The sequence below is a fragment of the Nonomuraea sp. CA-141351 genome (assembly GCF_050944675.1).
Taxonomy (GTDB): Bacteria; Actinomycetota; Actinomycetes; order Streptosporangiales; family Streptosporangiaceae; genus Nonomuraea.
Genome location: NZ_CP191982.1, coordinates 4,347,242 through 4,361,578, shown reverse-complemented (window position 1 = coordinate 4,361,578; position 14,337 = coordinate 4,347,242). Strand labels below are relative to the sequence as shown.

Annotated in this window: 12 protein-coding genes; 9 read left to right on the top strand and 3 right to left on the bottom strand. The window is 70.3% G+C overall.

What is annotated here, in order from left to right:
• Positions 1-53 precede the first annotated feature (53 nt).
• From ACQPWU_RS20695 to ACQPWU_RS20680, 4 genes are read left to right on the top strand one after another with little or no spacing between them, the layout of a single operon-like run.
• On the top strand, positions 54-1,691 hold the full coding sequence (locus tag ACQPWU_RS20695; protein WP_433442390.1) for a beta-N-acetylhexosaminidase: 1,638 nt from the start codon (positions 54-56) through the stop codon (positions 1,689-1,691).
• A gap of 28 nt (positions 1,692-1,719) precedes the next feature.
• Complete coding sequence (locus tag ACQPWU_RS20690; protein ID WP_433442388.1) at positions 1,720-3,072, top strand: GH1 family beta-glucosidase; 1,353 nt, start codon at positions 1,720-1,722, stop codon at positions 3,070-3,072.
• Complete coding sequence (locus ACQPWU_RS20685) at positions 3,072-4,790, top strand: glycoside hydrolase family 9 protein (RefSeq protein ID WP_433442386.1); 1,719 nt, start codon at positions 3,072-3,074, stop codon at positions 4,788-4,790. Before ACQPWU_RS20690 ends, ACQPWU_RS20685 begins: the two co-directional genes overlap by 1 nt.
• Positions 4,790-5,413 carry a GNAT family N-acetyltransferase gene (locus ACQPWU_RS20680; RefSeq protein ID WP_433442384.1) on the top strand — a complete coding sequence of 208 codons (624 nt, stop codon included), beginning with the start codon at positions 4,790-4,792 and terminating at the stop codon, positions 5,411-5,413. Before ACQPWU_RS20685 ends, ACQPWU_RS20680 begins: the two co-directional genes overlap by 1 nt.
• A gap of 36 nt (positions 5,414-5,449) precedes the next feature.
• Here the strand turns inward: ACQPWU_RS20680 and ACQPWU_RS20675 are convergent, their stop codons facing one another.
• Entirely contained in the window at positions 5,450-6,424 is a 975-nt protein-coding gene (locus tag ACQPWU_RS20675) for a response regulator transcription factor (protein ID WP_433442382.1), read from the bottom strand.
• Between the two features lie 135 nt (positions 6,425-6,559).
• Here ACQPWU_RS20675 and thrS point away from each other — a divergent pair, with 135 nt between their 5' ends.
• From thrS to ACQPWU_RS20655, 4 genes are all read left to right on the top strand, one after another.
• Positions 6,560-7,816 (top strand): threonine--tRNA ligase, encoded by a 1,257-nt coding sequence (gene thrS, locus ACQPWU_RS20670; RefSeq protein WP_433442380.1) that lies wholly within the window; start codon positions 6,560-6,562, stop codon positions 7,814-7,816.
• Between the two features lie 68 nt (positions 7,817-7,884).
• Complete coding sequence (locus ACQPWU_RS20665; RefSeq protein WP_433442378.1) at positions 7,885-9,921, top strand: TRAP transporter permease; 2,037 nt, start codon at positions 7,885-7,887, stop codon at positions 9,919-9,921.
• Entirely contained in the window at positions 9,918-10,874 is a 957-nt protein-coding gene (locus ACQPWU_RS20660; protein ID WP_433442376.1) for a TAXI family TRAP transporter solute-binding subunit, read from the top strand. Before ACQPWU_RS20665 ends, ACQPWU_RS20660 begins: the two co-directional genes overlap by 4 nt.
• An 11-nt stretch (positions 10,875-10,885) precedes the next feature.
• On the top strand, positions 10,886-11,425 hold the full coding sequence (locus ACQPWU_RS20655) for a DUF1850 domain-containing protein (protein WP_433442374.1): 540 nt from the start codon (positions 10,886-10,888) through the stop codon (positions 11,423-11,425).
• Here the strand turns inward: ACQPWU_RS20655 and ACQPWU_RS20650 are convergent.
• Entirely contained in the window at positions 11,320-12,291 is a 972-nt protein-coding gene (locus ACQPWU_RS20650) for a magnesium transporter CorA family protein (protein ID WP_433442372.1), read from the bottom strand. The two genes, ACQPWU_RS20655 and ACQPWU_RS20650, sit on opposite strands and share 106 nt — an antisense overlap.
• On the bottom strand, positions 12,292-12,999 hold the full coding sequence (locus ACQPWU_RS20645; protein ID WP_433442370.1) for a DUF72 domain-containing protein: 708 nt from the start codon (positions 12,997-12,999) through the stop codon (positions 12,292-12,294). It abuts the gene before it with no gap.
• 78 nt (positions 13,000-13,077) lie between these two features.
• Between ACQPWU_RS20645 and ACQPWU_RS20640 the strand changes: the two genes are divergently transcribed.
• Complete coding sequence (locus tag ACQPWU_RS20640; RefSeq protein WP_433442368.1) at positions 13,078-14,337, top strand: YibE/F family protein; 1,260 nt, start codon at positions 13,078-13,080, stop codon at positions 14,335-14,337.

The window sequence follows — 14,337 nt, the reverse complement described above, 5'->3', positions numbered from 1 at the left end:
ACGACCTGTCATGCGGTCTGGCAGGCCATCCGATTCGACGGTGGGAACGTGTCATGAACGCCTATTCCTCACTGCTGCCGCGCCCGGCGACGGTCGAGCCGCACCCCGGAATATGTCTTTTAAATGCGGAAATGCCGCTTAAGGTGATCGGGTCGGCCGAGGTGGCGTCACTCGCCCGGCGGTTTCTGTCCGGCCTTCGCCCAGCGGCACAGCCGGAGGCGAGCAGACCTCGAAATACCACTGAGACCGCCCGGCTGGTGGTGGAGGTCTCCGCCGGCCGGCCGCCCGGCGGCTACTCCCTCCAGGTCGCCGAAGAGGGTGTCATCGTGGAAGCAGGCGATCTCGAAGGCGTGGCCGGCGCGCTGACCACTCTCCGCCAGCTTCTCCCCGCGGAGATCTGGCGCAGCGCGGGCGCGCCTCCCGGCGGCTGGACCGTACCGTGCGGCAGGGTGATCGACGCTCCGGCGTACGGCTGGCGCGGCGCGATGCTCGACGTGGCGCGGCACTTCTTCCCCAAGCGCACCGTGCTGCGCTACGTCGACCTGCTGGCCCTTCACCGTTACAACCGGCTCCACCTGCACCTGTCCGACGACCAGGGCTGGCGGGTGGAGAGCCGCCTGCACCCGCGCCTGCACGAGGTCGGCGCCTGGCGCCCGGCCACCAGGCTCGGCCCGGACGGGGTTTCGGACGGCACCCCGCACGGCGGCTACTACACCCTCGACGACCTGGCCGAGATCTCGGCGTACGCGCGTTCCCAGGGGATCGTCGTGGTGCCCGAGATCGACGTGCCCGGCCACACATCCGCGCTGCGCGCCGCCTATCCCGAGCTGGGCCGCCCGGGCGAGGAGCAGGCCGTGCTGGACACCGTCTGGGCGGGCGGGTCCTCGATCAGCCCCACCGGGCCGGTGCTCTCCTTCCTCCGGGACGTGCTCGGCGAGATCCTCGACGCCACCGGCACGCCCTACCTGCACCTCGGCGGAGACGAGTGCGACATGAGCTGGTGGGCCGGGGACCCGGCGATCGCGGCGGAGATGGCGGCGCACGGGTACACCGAGGCCCGCCAGATGCACGGTCACTTCCTGCGTGAGCTGGGCGGTTTTCTCGCCGGGCGCGGCGTGCGCATGGTGGTGTGGGACGAGGCCTTCGTCACCGGCGGCGTGCTGCCCGACACGGTCGTCATGGCCTGGCGCGGCCACGAGGTGGCCGAACGCGCCGCGCGGACCCACGACGTGGTCCGCACCCCGCTGTTCCCCACCTACCTCAATTTCGACCAGTCCGACCTGCCCGAGGAACGGCGTTCGGAAGGCGGCCCGATCACCTTGGCCGACGTGGCCGCCTTCACCCCCGCACCGGCCGGATGGCCGGACGAGCGGCGGTCCCGGGTGCTCGGCGGCCAATGGCAGGTCTGGAGCGAGTGGGTACCCCACGAGCGGCATCTCGACTACCTGGCCTTCCCGCGGGCGTGCGCCCTCGCCGAGGTGCTGTGGAGCGGCGGCATCGCCGACCCCGCCGAGTTCGGGGCGCGCCTGAGGACCCACCTGGCCAGACTGGACGCCCTCGGCGTGGAGTACCGTCCACTCGCCGGGCCTCACCCGTGGCAGACCGGCGGGACGGGCGTCTGGCGGCGCTCCGGGCCCGGACGGATCGAGGAGACCAAGAAGTGGGTCGAGTCGATCTCACGCGAGCCGTGACCATTCCGATGCGAGGAGAGCACAACCGATGACACAGAAGTTCCTCTGGGGCGTGGCCACCTCGTCGTACCAGATCGAGGGGGCCATCGACGAGGACGGGCGAACCCCCTCCATCTGGGACACCTTCTGCGCCACTCCCGGGGCCGTGTCGGGCGGAGACACCGGCGCGGTCGCGTGCGACCACTACCACCGGATGCCGCAGGACGTCGCGCTCATGAAGGAGCTGGGCGTGGACGTGTACCGCTTCTCGCTGGCCTGGCCGCGAGTCCAGCCGGACGGGACGGGCCCCGGCAACCCGGCCGGGATCGCGTTCTACGACCGCCTGGTGGACGAGCTGCTGACGGCCGGCATCCTGCCCTGGGTCACCCTCTACCACTGGGACCTGCCTCAGGCGCTGGAGGACGCCGGCGGCTGGCCGGCCCGCGACACCGCCTACCGGTTCGCCGACTATGCCGGGATCGCCTACGACGCGCTCGGCGACCGGGTCAGCCAGTGGACCACCATGAACGAGCCGTGGTGCTCGGCCATGCTCGGCTACGTGTACGGCCAGCACGCGCCGGGCCGCAAGGACGCCCGCGCCGGTATGGCCGCGATCCACCACCTGCTGCTCGGGCACGGTCTGGCCACGAAGGTCATCCGCGACGGGGCCGCCGGCGCCGGCCGCGACGAGGGCCTGGAGGTAGGCATCACGCTCAACCTCTCGCACAAGATCCCGGCCAGTGACTCGCCCGCCGACCTGGCCGCGACCCGCTGGGACGACGGCATGAGCAACCGGCTCTACCTCGACCCGCTGCTGCGCGGGCAGTACCCCGCCGACATCGCGGGCAAGCTGGCCGACCTGGGCTGCCCGCTCCCGGTGCTGGACGGTGACCTGGAGCTGATCAACCAGCCGGTGGACGTGCTCGGCGTCAACTACTACACCTCGCGGGTCGTGCGGGGCGCGCCGGCCGGGGACAACGGCTGGCCGGCGTCCACGACTGTGGACCGCGACGTCGAACGCACCGCGATGGACTGGGAGGTCACCCCGGAGGCGCTGACCGACCTGCTGCTGCGCCTGGAGCGCGACTACCCCGGCCCCGCCTGGTACATCACCGAGAACGGCGCCGCCTATCCTGACGTCGCCGACGAGAACGGGTACGTGGACGACACCGACCGCGAGCGTTACCTGCGCACCCACATCGACGCCGCACTCGCGGCCCGCGCCAAGGGCGTCAACCTGCAGGGCTACTTCGCCTGGTCGCTGATGGACAACTTCGAGTGGGCCTACGGCTACGACCGCAGGTTCGGCATCGTGCGTGTGGACTACGACACCCAGAGGCGCACCCCGAAGCGGTCAGCGCGCTACTTCGCAGAGCGCATCGCGGCGGAGAAGGGCGCGTAGTGCTCAGCGTCCTGACCAGCCACCTCGGCTACAACGCCGCCGGATCGAAGAAGGCCGTCGTGCTCGCCCGCGGCCCCGCCGAGATCCGGTCGGCGTTCCTCGTCGGCGACGACGGCTCCAGGACGGAGCAGACCACCGGCCCCTTGCGGCGTGTGGACCGGTGGTCGTCCGGGCTGTTCGCCCGGCTGGACTTCGGCCACGTACGCGCCGCGGGCGGGTACCGGGTGGAGGTCGCCACCGACGACGGGACCTTCTCCTCGGCGCCGTTCGAGATAGGAGAGTGCCGGATCCACCACTCGACGCTGTCCGACGTGCTGTACTACTTCAAGGCGGTGCGCTCCAGCGGCGAGATCGAGCGCAAAGACCGGCACGCCCGGTTCTATCTCGACGACTCCGGACGCACGGTGGATGCACGGGGCGGCTGGCTCGACGCCTCGGGCGACCACAGCAAGTTCCTCAGCCACCTCAACTACACCCGGATGATGAACCCGCAGCAGACCCCGCTGTGCGCGTGGGCGTTCCTGGCCGCCCGCGACCACCTGCGCGCGCTCCACCCGGAGCTGTTCCGCACGCTGGGCGCCAGGATGCGCGACGAGGGGCTGTACGGCGCGGACTTCCTGGTGCGGTTCCAGGCCGAGGAGGGCTACTTCTACACGGCCATCTTCGACGCCCTCACCAAGGACCTCACCGAACGGGTGATCAACGCACCGCTGCAGGACAGCGTACGCACCACCCGCTGGCAGGCCGCCTACCGGCAGGGCGGCGGGATGGCCATCGCCGCGCTGGCCAGGGCGGCCACGCAGGACGACCACGGCGACTTCCCACCGGAGGAGTACTTCTCCGCCGCGTATCGGGGATTCCTGCACCTGGAGAAGCACAACGCCGAGTACCTCTACGACGGGCTGGAGTCGGTCATCGACGACTACTGCGCCCTGATGGCCGCCGCCGAGCTGGCCAACGCCGCACAGCACGGGTTCGGCGGCGAGCACCTGGCGGTGTTCGAGGAGGCGGCCGAACGGCGAGCCGCCTCGCTGGCCGGCCGATACACCGATTCCGGGCGGGGGTTCGGTTACCTGCGGGGTGACGTGGAGGGACGTCCGTTCTTCCACGCGGCCGAGCCCGGGCTGCCCGCGGTGGCGCTCATCCGCTTCGCCGAGGTGCTGCCCACGTCGCCGGTGGCGGCCCAGGCGCGCGAGCTGGCCCTCACACTGCTGCGCGACGCGGTCACCCTGGCCGACGAGGTCGCCAACCCCTTCGGCTACCCCCGCCAGTACGTGCAGCCGCTCGGTGCGGCGCCGATGACGAGCTTCTTCTACCCGCACGAGAACGAGACGGGCTACTGGTGGCAGGGGGAGAACGCGGGCATCAGCTCGACCGCGTACGCCGCGCTGCTCGCCGCCGGGCTGCCCGGCTGCCCGCCCGGTCTGCGCGACAGGCTGCACGTGCTGGCCGAGGACCAGGTGCAGTGGATCATCGGGCTCAACCCGTTCGACGCGTCCATGCTCCAGGGAAGGGGCAGGAACAACGTCGAGTACTCCACGGCCTTTCAGAACGTCCCGGGAGGCATCCTGAACGGGATCACCAGCGGCTTCGACGACGAGCACGACATCGCGTTCATGCCGCAGGAGCACCGCACCAGCGGGGAGTCGTGGCGGTGGGCCGAGCAATGGATCCCGCACACCGCGTGGTTCCTGCTTGCCGTGTCGGTGATGCGGTGATGGCAGTGATACGTCCCTTCGAACCGTTCGATCTGCCCGGCATGTACCGCGTGTGTCTCGAAACGGGGGACTCCGGGCGGGATGCGACGCGGCTGTACAAGGACCCTGACCTGCTCGGTCACGTTTACGCCGGGCCGTACCCCATCGCCGATCCCGGCCTCACCTGGGTCGCGTACGACGACCGGGGGTTGCTGGGATACATCGTCGCCACCGCCGACACCGCGTCCTTCGAGCAGTGGCTGGAGGAGGCGTGGTGGCCAGGCCTGCGCGCACGATATCCCCGGCGGCCGGCCGCCGGCCCGGGCGACGGCCCAGAGGACGGCACAGAGGACTGGCGGCGCATCGCCCACATCCACGAGCCACCGCGCACGCCGGCCGGTCTCCTCGAAGCTCACCCGGCCCACCTGCACATCGACATCCTGCCCCGAGGCCAGGGCTCGGGCCTGGGCCGCCGGCTCATCACGACCCTCGTCGACGCCCTGCGCGCCCGTGGCGTGCCCGGCCTGCACCTCGGCGTCGGCAGCGGCAACCCCGGAGCCTTCGCCTTTTATCTGGCCATGGGATTCCACGAGGCACACCGCGCCCCCTGGGGTTCCACGATGACCATGGACCTGCGTGCCTGAGGCCGCAGGGCGCCCTGACGTGGTGCGGCGGTGCCGCTAGAGGTCGAGGCGGCACAGGCCCTCGGCGAGGGCCTTGGTGGTGAGACGGGTACGGCTGTCGCAGCCGAGCTTGGCGAAGATGTGCTCCAGGTGGGTCGTCACCGTGCGGACGCTGACGACGAGCGCGGCGGCGATCTGCGGGTTGGAGTCGCCGGCCGCCACCCGGGTGAGCACGTCCACCTCGCGCCCCGTGAGGTCGTACGGCAGGAGGCACGGCCGCTCGGCCACGATGGCGCCCTGCAGCGCCCCCTGGAACCCGACACCGGCCCTGAGCAGCCGTAACTCGTGCCAGCGGCCGTCATGGCCGAGCCAGAGCCCGTGCCTGCTCAGCTCCCGGGAGTCGATGAACGCCCGGGCGAACGCGGCCACCGCCGGATCGTCCCACAGCGCTGCCGACGCCTCGTGCCCGGGCACCTGGCGCCGGGTCCCCACCCGGTCGAACGCGACCGCCAGGTAGTCCGGCGGCAGCCCCACCGGGTCGATCACGCACCTGGTCAGGTCGGTGACGTGCGCGAGCATCGGGCTGACCGCCGCGACCAGCGCCCCCGTGATCCGCGGGAAGGCGTCTCTCGTGGCCAGGTGCAGCAGCCCCGTGTAGCGGCCCTCGCTCAGGAACAGCGGCGCCGTCAGCCCGGCCCGCCACCCGTAGGGGGCGAGGTGGCGCCGGAAATAGCGCTCGGTGTCCGGCTCGGGCATGCGTACCGGGGCTCGGGTGGCCATGGCCCTGCGGTACGCGTCGAGCCCGGCGTACTCCTCGGCCGCGTCGTGATCGATGCGCCGGTGGCCGTCCGAGACGACGCTGTGGTGGCGACCCGTGGCCGGATCGAAGGCGACGAACTCGTACGCGTCGACCGGGACCACCCGGCGCAGCGCCGCCATCGCCCCGTGCGCGCCGCCGCCACCGCCCGCGACCTGGTAGCCGACCTCGGCGAACGCCCGCAGCTGGCAGACGTCCAGGGTGATCTCGGCCACCGAGCCTTTATATCATTTGCCAATCCTTGAGGTCTTCCTGAAACTTTTTTTCACGAGCGTCCGAATGCTACGGTGAGAGACATGCAGCGCGCCTTCGTCACGACGACGCCGGACACCGTCCCGGCGCGCTGAATCATGCTTCCCGGGCGGACGCCCGGGAGCTGGTCGTTCGCCCTTTCCATGAAAAGGACGATCATGAACGACCACCGCAGACTCGGCCGCGAGCTGGGCATCTTCGACACCGACCCACTGATCGGCTCGGGGCTCCCCTACTACCTCCCCGCGGGCGCCGCCCTGCGCAAGGCCATCGAGGACTACGTCCACGAGCTCGAACGCCGCAACGGCTACCAGCACGTCAACTCGCCCGTGCTCGGCAAACGCGAGCTGTACGAGAGATCGGGCCACTGGGCCCACTACGCGGAGGACATGTTCCCGCCCATGAACGTGGGTGGCGAGGAGTTCGTACTGCGCCCCAGCCTGTGCCCGCACCATGCGCTCATCTACCGCTCGCGCCGGCGCAGTCACCGCGAGCTGCCGCTGCGCCTGGCCGAGCTGGGCGGGCAATACCGCTCGGAGCTGTCGGGCGTCCTGGGCGGCCTCACCAGGGTGCGGGCCATCCAGCTCAACGACGGCCACGTGTTCTGCGCGCCCGAGCAGGCCGCCGCCGAGGTGGCGGCCGCGCTCGACCTGGTCGAGGCCGCGCACGCGCAGCTCGGCATCCGGGCCGCGCGCTATCGGCTCTCGCTGCGCGGCGACGGCGGCAAGTTCGTGGACGACCCGGGCCTGTGGGCGCGCTCCGAGGCGATCCTGCGCGACGTGCTGAAGGAGCGCGGCCGCGACTTCGACGAGGAACGCGGCGAGGGTGCCTTCTACGGCCCCAAGATCGACATCCAGATCGTGGACCCGGCGGGCCGTGAGAGCAGCCTGTCGACCGTCCAGGTGGACTTCTTCCAGCCGGAGCGCTTCGACCTGGGCTACGTCGGGGGTGAGCGCCCCGTCATGGTGCACCGCAGCGTCGTCGGCAGCATCGAGCGCCTGCTCGCGCACCTCATCGAGGTCCACGGGGGCGCGTTCCCCGCCTGGATGGCGCCCGTGCAGGCCGTGGTGCTGCCGCTGTCGGACGCCGAACTGCCCGCCGCCGCGAGCCTGCTGCGGCGCTGCCTGACCGCCGGTCTGCGGGCCGAGCTGGCGCCCGCCGACCGGGGCAGCCTCGGGGCCAGGATCAGGGCGCATCGGCTGGTGCCGTACCAGCTGGTCGTGGGGCCACGCGAGGCGGCGAGCGGCGGGGCGTCGGTACGGCTCCGCGACGGCAGCCAGGCGGGTGACGTGCCCGTGGAGCGGCTTGCGGAGAAATCGCGACCTTCGTTCCAGAACCCGGAATCGAAAGGGTAACGGAGTCTTCCCTCGGCGCGTAATGGACTCGTAAAGTCCGCTGCAACGCCGTGTCGGGGGAGGACGTTTTGACCGAGCTGAGCGACCGCGAGGCTGAGCTTGTTTCCGCTCACGAACAGGAACACCCGGCGCGGGAGCTCAGCGGAGGGCTTCGGCTCGGCGTGTGGATCGTGGGCGGGCTGTTGTCGGCCTATTCGCTGGCGGTGGTGTTCTGGCCGATCGAGGCACTCGAGCACCGGATGACGTTCCTGGCGGCGGCGCTGCCGCTGGTCTTCCTCTGCTACCGGTCGGGCGTGCCGTCGCTCCTGCTCAGGCGCCGCGACAGCTCTCCGGCCGGGAGCCCGCCCGTCAAGGCGCCCCCGGATGGCTCAGACGCTTCGGCGGCCGAGCCGGCGGGGGCGCGGCGCCCGGAACGGCCGACCGCCGCGGACTGGGTGCTGGCGGCGCTCGCGCTGGCCGTGCTCGTCTATCCGCTGCTCGACTTCGAGGCCTTCCGCGAGCGGGGCTCCGGCGCGGCGCTCACGGACCTGGACATCGCGGCGGGCCTGGCGCTGACGGTGCTGCTCCTGGAGGCGGTACGGCGCACCGTCGGCTGGTCCCTGACCATCATCTGCATAATTTTCCTGATTTATGCCTATTACGGCTCATATTTGCCGATTGACTGGACAATCGGCCACCGGGGGTTCGACCTCGAGCAAATCGTGTCGCAGCTCTACACCGGCACCGAGGGCTTCTTCGGCGTCCCCATGCAGGTGGCCGCCAGCTACATCATCCTTTTCACGATTTACGGCGCCGTGCTCGACTACTCGGGCGCCAGCAAGTTCTTCATCGACCTGAGCTTCGCCGCCTTCCGCAAGTCCCGCGCAGCCCCGGGCCGTACCGTCACCACGGCCGGCTTCCTGCTCGGCACCGTGTCGGGATCGGGCGTCGCCACCACGGTCAGTCTGGGCAGCGTCGCGTGGCCGGTGCTGCGCCGGGCGGGCTACCCGAAGGAGCCGGCGGGCGGCATCCTCGCGGCCGGCGGCATCGGCGCCATCCTGTCGCCGCCCACGCTGGGCGCGGCGGCGTTCATCATCGCCGAATACCTCCAGGTCAGCTACCTCGAGGTGCTCCTGTACGCGACGATCCCCACGATCCTGTACTACCTCGGTATCTTCCTGGCCATCGAGATCGACTCGCGCCGCTTCAGCACCCACGCCGTGGAGGTGGACGCGCCCAAGGCGGGCCGCCTGCTGCTGCGCTTCGGCTACCACTTCAGCTCGCTCATCCTCATCATCGTGCTGATGGCACTGGACAGGTCGGCGTTCCAGGCCGTGGTCATCGCCACCGGCATCGCGTTCGTGCTGTCGTTCCTCGACCCGGAGCGCCGGATGGGGCCGAAGCGCGTCGCGCAGGCGCTGGCCAAGGGCGCTCTCGAAGTGCTGCCGGTGACCGCGGTGTGCGCGGCGGCGGGCATCATCGTCGGCATCATCACGCAGACCGGCCTCGGGCTGAACCTCGCCGACATCATCGTGGACGTGGCCGCGGGCAACCTGATCCTGACCACGCTCATGTCCGGCATCGCGGTCATGCTGCTGGGCCTGGCCGTGCCGGTGACCGCCAGCTTCATCATCGCCGCGGTGATCATCGGCCCCGCGCTCTTCGCCCTCGGCGTCACCAAGGCCGAGGCGTACATGTTCGTCTTCTACTACGCGGTGCTGTCGGAGGTGAGCCCGCCCACGGCGCTGTCCGCGGTGGCGGCGGCCGCGATCACCGGCGGCAACACGTACAAGACGATGATGATGACCTGGCGGTACACCCTGCCGGCGTTCCTGGTGCCGTTCGCCTTCGTGCTGACGCCGAACGGGCAGGCGCTGCTCGGCCAGGGGCCGATCGGCACCGTGCTGCTGATGGCCGCCGTCTCGGCGATCGCCGTGGCGGCACTGGCCCTGTCGACCAGTGGGGCCACCGGCGGGCTGAGCCGCTGGCCGGAGCGAGTGCTGGCGGCGGTGGCCGCGGTGCTGCTGCTGTTCCTCGAGCCCATCCCCATCGTCGCCGGCCTGGCCGTCCTGGCCGTGGCCGTGGCCGTGCACCTCGTCAGAACAAGGAGAGTGGACCCAGCGTGAAGCGGATCTTTGCGATACTCACGGCCTTGGTTACGGGGACCGTCCTGACCGCGGGGTGCGGCGGCGGTGGCGCGGGCGGCTCGGGCAATAGGCTTTCGATCGCCACGGGCGGCACGACGGGCGTCTATTACGTCTACGGCGGCGGCCTGGCCAAACAGCTGTCGGCGAACATCGCCAACACCCAGGCCACCGCGTCGGTCACGTCGGCCTCCGTCGAGAACATCAAGCTGCTGGTCTCCGGCAAGGCCGACATCGGTTTCGCCCAGGCCGACACCGCGGCCGACGCGGTCAACGGCAAGGACACGTTCACCTCGAAGCAGCCCGTCAAGGCCATCGCCCGCATCTACGACAACTACGCACACCTCGTGGTCTCGCCCGGCGTCAGCGCGACCAAGGCGGCCGACCTGAAGGGCAAGCGCGTCTCGCTCGGCCCGGCCAACTCCGGCACGCAGGTCGTGGCCAGGCGCGTCCTTCAGTCCGCCGGGATCAACCCGGACACCGACATCACCAAGCAGCAACTGTCGATCACCGAGGCGGTGCAGGCCGTCAAGGACGGCACGATCGACGCGTTCTTCTGGGTCGGCGGCCTGCCCACGGCGGGCATCACCGACCTGGCCACGAGCAAGCCGGACATCAAGATCCTCGACACGAGCGACGTGCTGGCGAAGATGCAGTCCACGTACGGCCAGCAGTACACCTCGCACGACGTGGACCTGTCTCTCTACAAGCTGTCCGGCACGATCAAGACCGTCGTCATCCCGAACGTGCTGCTGGTGCCCGACGAGATGAACGAGCAGCTCGCCTACGACATCACCCGGACCCTGTTCGAGAAGAAGGCCGAGCTGGCGGCCGTGCACCCGGAGGCGAAGAAGCTCGACGTCAAGCTGGCCCAGCAGGTCGCGCCGGTCCAGCTGCACCCCGGTGCGGCCCGCTACTACAAGGAAAAGGCCTGACGAAGCTCCTGGTGGCGCTCGCGGCGATGGCGGCGCTCTGCCCCGGCTCCGGTGCCGGGCGCCTCACCGTGAACGGCCTGCCCGTCGTCTCCGGCGCCTTCTCGATCCTGTACGTGCATTCGATCTACAAGGCGCCCTCCGCGGAGGTGTTCACCGTGGAGGGGCGTCGTTTCACCATGCGGGCGGTCGTGTCGTCCAACGAGAGCGTCCTGGACTACTACGCGCTCGACGGGACGCGTACGCGCACCTCGGACGGCGCGTGGGTGCTGCGCCTCGCCGCGCCCGCCACGTACGAGGAGCTGTCCCTGCTCACCACCTCGATCGGCCGCAGGACCCTCGCCTCGGGCGGCCGCTGCCTGCCCCTCTACCCGGCGAACGGCGCCGCGCAGGTGCGGCTGGCCGTCGAGGCGCGGCCGGACGTGCGGAGCGAGCCCTGCCCGTCGCTCTACAGCCAGTCCTTCTTCTTGAAGACCGTGTACAGCCCCACGGACGTGACGGCCGTAAAGATCAAGGACGTCCAGAAGCCCCACGGCTGGCCCTCGCCCGGATAGGGCACGTTCTGGCCGTAGAAGCCGGTGATCGCGGTGGGGACGGCGATGATCGCGGCCCAGCCCGTGAGCCGTTTCATGATCTCGTTCAGCCGGAATCCCTGCTGGGAGAGCCGGGTCTCGCGGACGTTGGCCAGCATGTCGCGGATCGACTCCACCCATTCGGCCACGCGCAGCACGTGGTCGTAGACGTCGTCGTAGTACGGGATCATCACGGCGTCGGCGATGAGCTCCTGGTCGCGGCGGAGCAGAGTGCCGACCACCTCGCGCATCGGCATCGAGATCTTGCGCAGCCTGGTGGTGTTCTTCCGCAGCTCGTACATCTTGCGCTGCAGCTCCCTGCCGTCCCGCACCCCGCCTTCCTCGAAGAGCGACTCCTCCAGGGCCTCCGCCTGCGCGTCGAGGTCCTGCACCAGGTCGAACTGGCTGTCGACCACGTAGTCGAGCAGGCCGTGCAGCAGGAACGACACGCCGTGCTCGGCCAGGCGGGAGGCGGCGTTCCAGCGCTTGACCACCTCGCCGATGTCGAAGTGGTCACTCTCGCGCACGGTGACCAGGGCGTTTCTGGTGACGAAGACGTTCACCTCGACGGGGTCGAGCCGGCCCTCGTCGAAGTGCACGCCGTAGACCGTGATGAACAAATGGTTGTCGTAGATATCGACCTTTGGCCGCTGATGGTCGGAGAGCACGTCCTCGACCGCCAGCTCGTGCAGCCCCAGCTCCTCGCTGATCACGCCCAGGTCCGCGGGCGAGGGATGACACAGGTCGAACCAGACCGTGTTGCCCTGGTCCCCCACATAGTCGGAGACCTCCTCGATCGGGAACCCTTCCTTCTCGAGGACACCATTCCTATACAGACGTGTGTGCACCTAGACGAGTCTGGCAAATCTTCTCGCGTCACGCACAGCCGCTCCTTCAGGATCGTTGTTGAAATACACGTACACGTCCTGCCAGCCCGCCTCGTGCACGCGTCTCGCCCAGGTCTTCAGCGCGGTGTCGCCGTACGACCAGTGGGCCGGCCCTTCGTGCATGCGAACGTACCCCCACTCGGCGGTGCGCCACAGGGGATTCTGCGGCTTGCCCAGCCGGTCCGCCCAGCACAGGGCGGCCTCGTGCGCGTTGAGGATCTCGCGTATCTCCTCCGTCCACCAGGACTCGTGCCGCGGCTCCACGGCCACCCGCACGCCCGCGGGGAAGCAGCGCAGGCACCGGTCGAGCCTGCCCGGGTCGGCCTTCAGCGTCGGCGGGAGCTGCAGCAGGACGGGCCCGAGCTTGTCCTTCAGCTCCGACGCGCGGCTCATCAGCCGCTCCACCGGCTCCTCGGGATCGGCCAGCCGCTTGATGTGGGTGAGGAACCTGCTGGCCTTGACCGCCATCACGAATCCGGGGGGCGTGCGGTCCCGCCAGGCCGCGAAGATCTCGGGGCTCGGCAGCCGGTAGAACGCGTTGTTGCTCTCGACGGTCGGGAACTCCTCGGCGTAGGTCTCCAGCCAGAGCCGCTGCGGCACGCCCTCCGGATAGAGCACACCGCGCCAGTGCCTGTACTGCCACCCCGAGGTGCCCACCAGCCACGACATGCCTTACGGCTACCCAGCGCGGCGCCGTGCAGTACTGTCGTCCCCTGAGGAGGACGTCGACGTCAAAGGGGACTTCGAGTGGGCGCCAATCACACGCATCCCCCCAGCTCCCGGCGGACGGTGATGGCCGGCCTGGCCGTGCTGGTGCCGCTGGCGGTGGTCACGCTGGCGGCCCTGTTATGGCTCTGGCCGGACGGCACGACGGACATCGGCACCGCGCAGTCCAGCGTGCAGCGCGTGACCGGGACGGTCACCGGCATCCAGCTCAAGCACTGCCCCGCCGTCCCGGATGGCGCGCCCCAGCCGGACCCTGCCACCTGCGGCAACGCCGTGGTGCAGGTCGACGGCGGCCAGGTCGTGACGCTCCGGCTGCCCAGCGGGCCGGGCGCGCAGCGCTTCGCCGCGGGCGACGACGTGATCCTGCTGCGCGGCGCGGACGGGAAATACCAGATCTCCGACCACGACCGGACGGCGCCACTGTGGGTGTTCGGGGCGGCGTTCGCGCTGGCGGTCATCGCCTTCGGCCGCTGGCGCGGGGTGACGGCGCTGGTCGGGCTGGTGGTGACGTTCGTGCTGCTGCTGACGTTCGTCATCCCCGGCATCCTGGAGGGCGAGCCGCCGCTGCTGGTCGCCATCGTGGGGTCGTCGGCGATCATGCTGACCGTGCTCTACCTCACGCACGGCTTCTCGCTGTCCACGTCCGTGGCCGTGCTGGGCACGCTGGCCAGCCTGACGCTCACGGGCGTGCTGTCGTACGGGGCGCTGGGGTTCGCCCGGCTCAACGGCATCACCGACGACAGCGCTCTCGCGCTGGACATGAGCCTGAAGATCGACACGCAGGGGCTGCTGCTGGCGAGCATCATCATCGGCGCGCTGGGGGTGCTCGACGACGTCACGGTCACGCAGGCGGTGACGGTGGCCGAGCTGGCCCACGCCAACCCGTCGTACGGCTTCACCCGCCTCTACCGGGCGGCCGGCCGCATCGGCCGCGCGCACATCGCGTCGGTGATCAACACGATCATCCTGGCGTACGCGGGGGCGTCGCTGCCGCTGCTGCTGCTGTTCAGCATCGGTCAGGAGCCCTTGGGCGAGGTGCTGACGACGCCGGTCGTCGCCCAGGAGATCGTCCGCAGCATCGTCGGCACGGTGGGCCTCATCGCCGCCGTCCCGATCACCACGGCGCTGGCGGCCCTGACGGCCTCCCGCCACCACCCGGAGGACCACCATGCGGAGGAGGAGGCCCACGACGGGGGCTTCTTCGCGCCGCACGACGCCCAGGAAGACCTCTTCACCCCGTCGGAGCGGCCCGCCCGTCACCGCCGCCGTGCCCGTACATAG

Excerpts from the sequence above, each read along its gene's own strand:
- ACQPWU_RS20645 (WP_433442370.1), bottom strand. The coding sequence starts at position 12,999 with ATGTCGTGGCTGGTGGGCACCTCGGGGTGGCAGTACAGGCACTGGCGC.
- ACQPWU_RS20680 (WP_433442384.1), top strand. The coding sequence starts at position 4,790 with ATGGCAGTGATACGTCCCTTCGAACCGTTCGATCTGCCCGGCATGTAC.
- ACQPWU_RS20690 (WP_433442388.1), top strand. The coding sequence starts at position 1,720 with ATGACACAGAAGTTCCTCTGGGGCGTGGCCACCTCGTCGTACCAGATC.
- thrS (WP_433442380.1), top strand. The coding sequence starts at position 6,560 with ATGCTTCCCGGGCGGACGCCCGGGAGCTGGTCGTTCGCCCTTTCCATG.
- ACQPWU_RS20695 (WP_433442390.1), top strand. The coding sequence starts at position 54 with ATGAACGCCTATTCCTCACTGCTGCCGCGCCCGGCGACGGTCGAGCCG.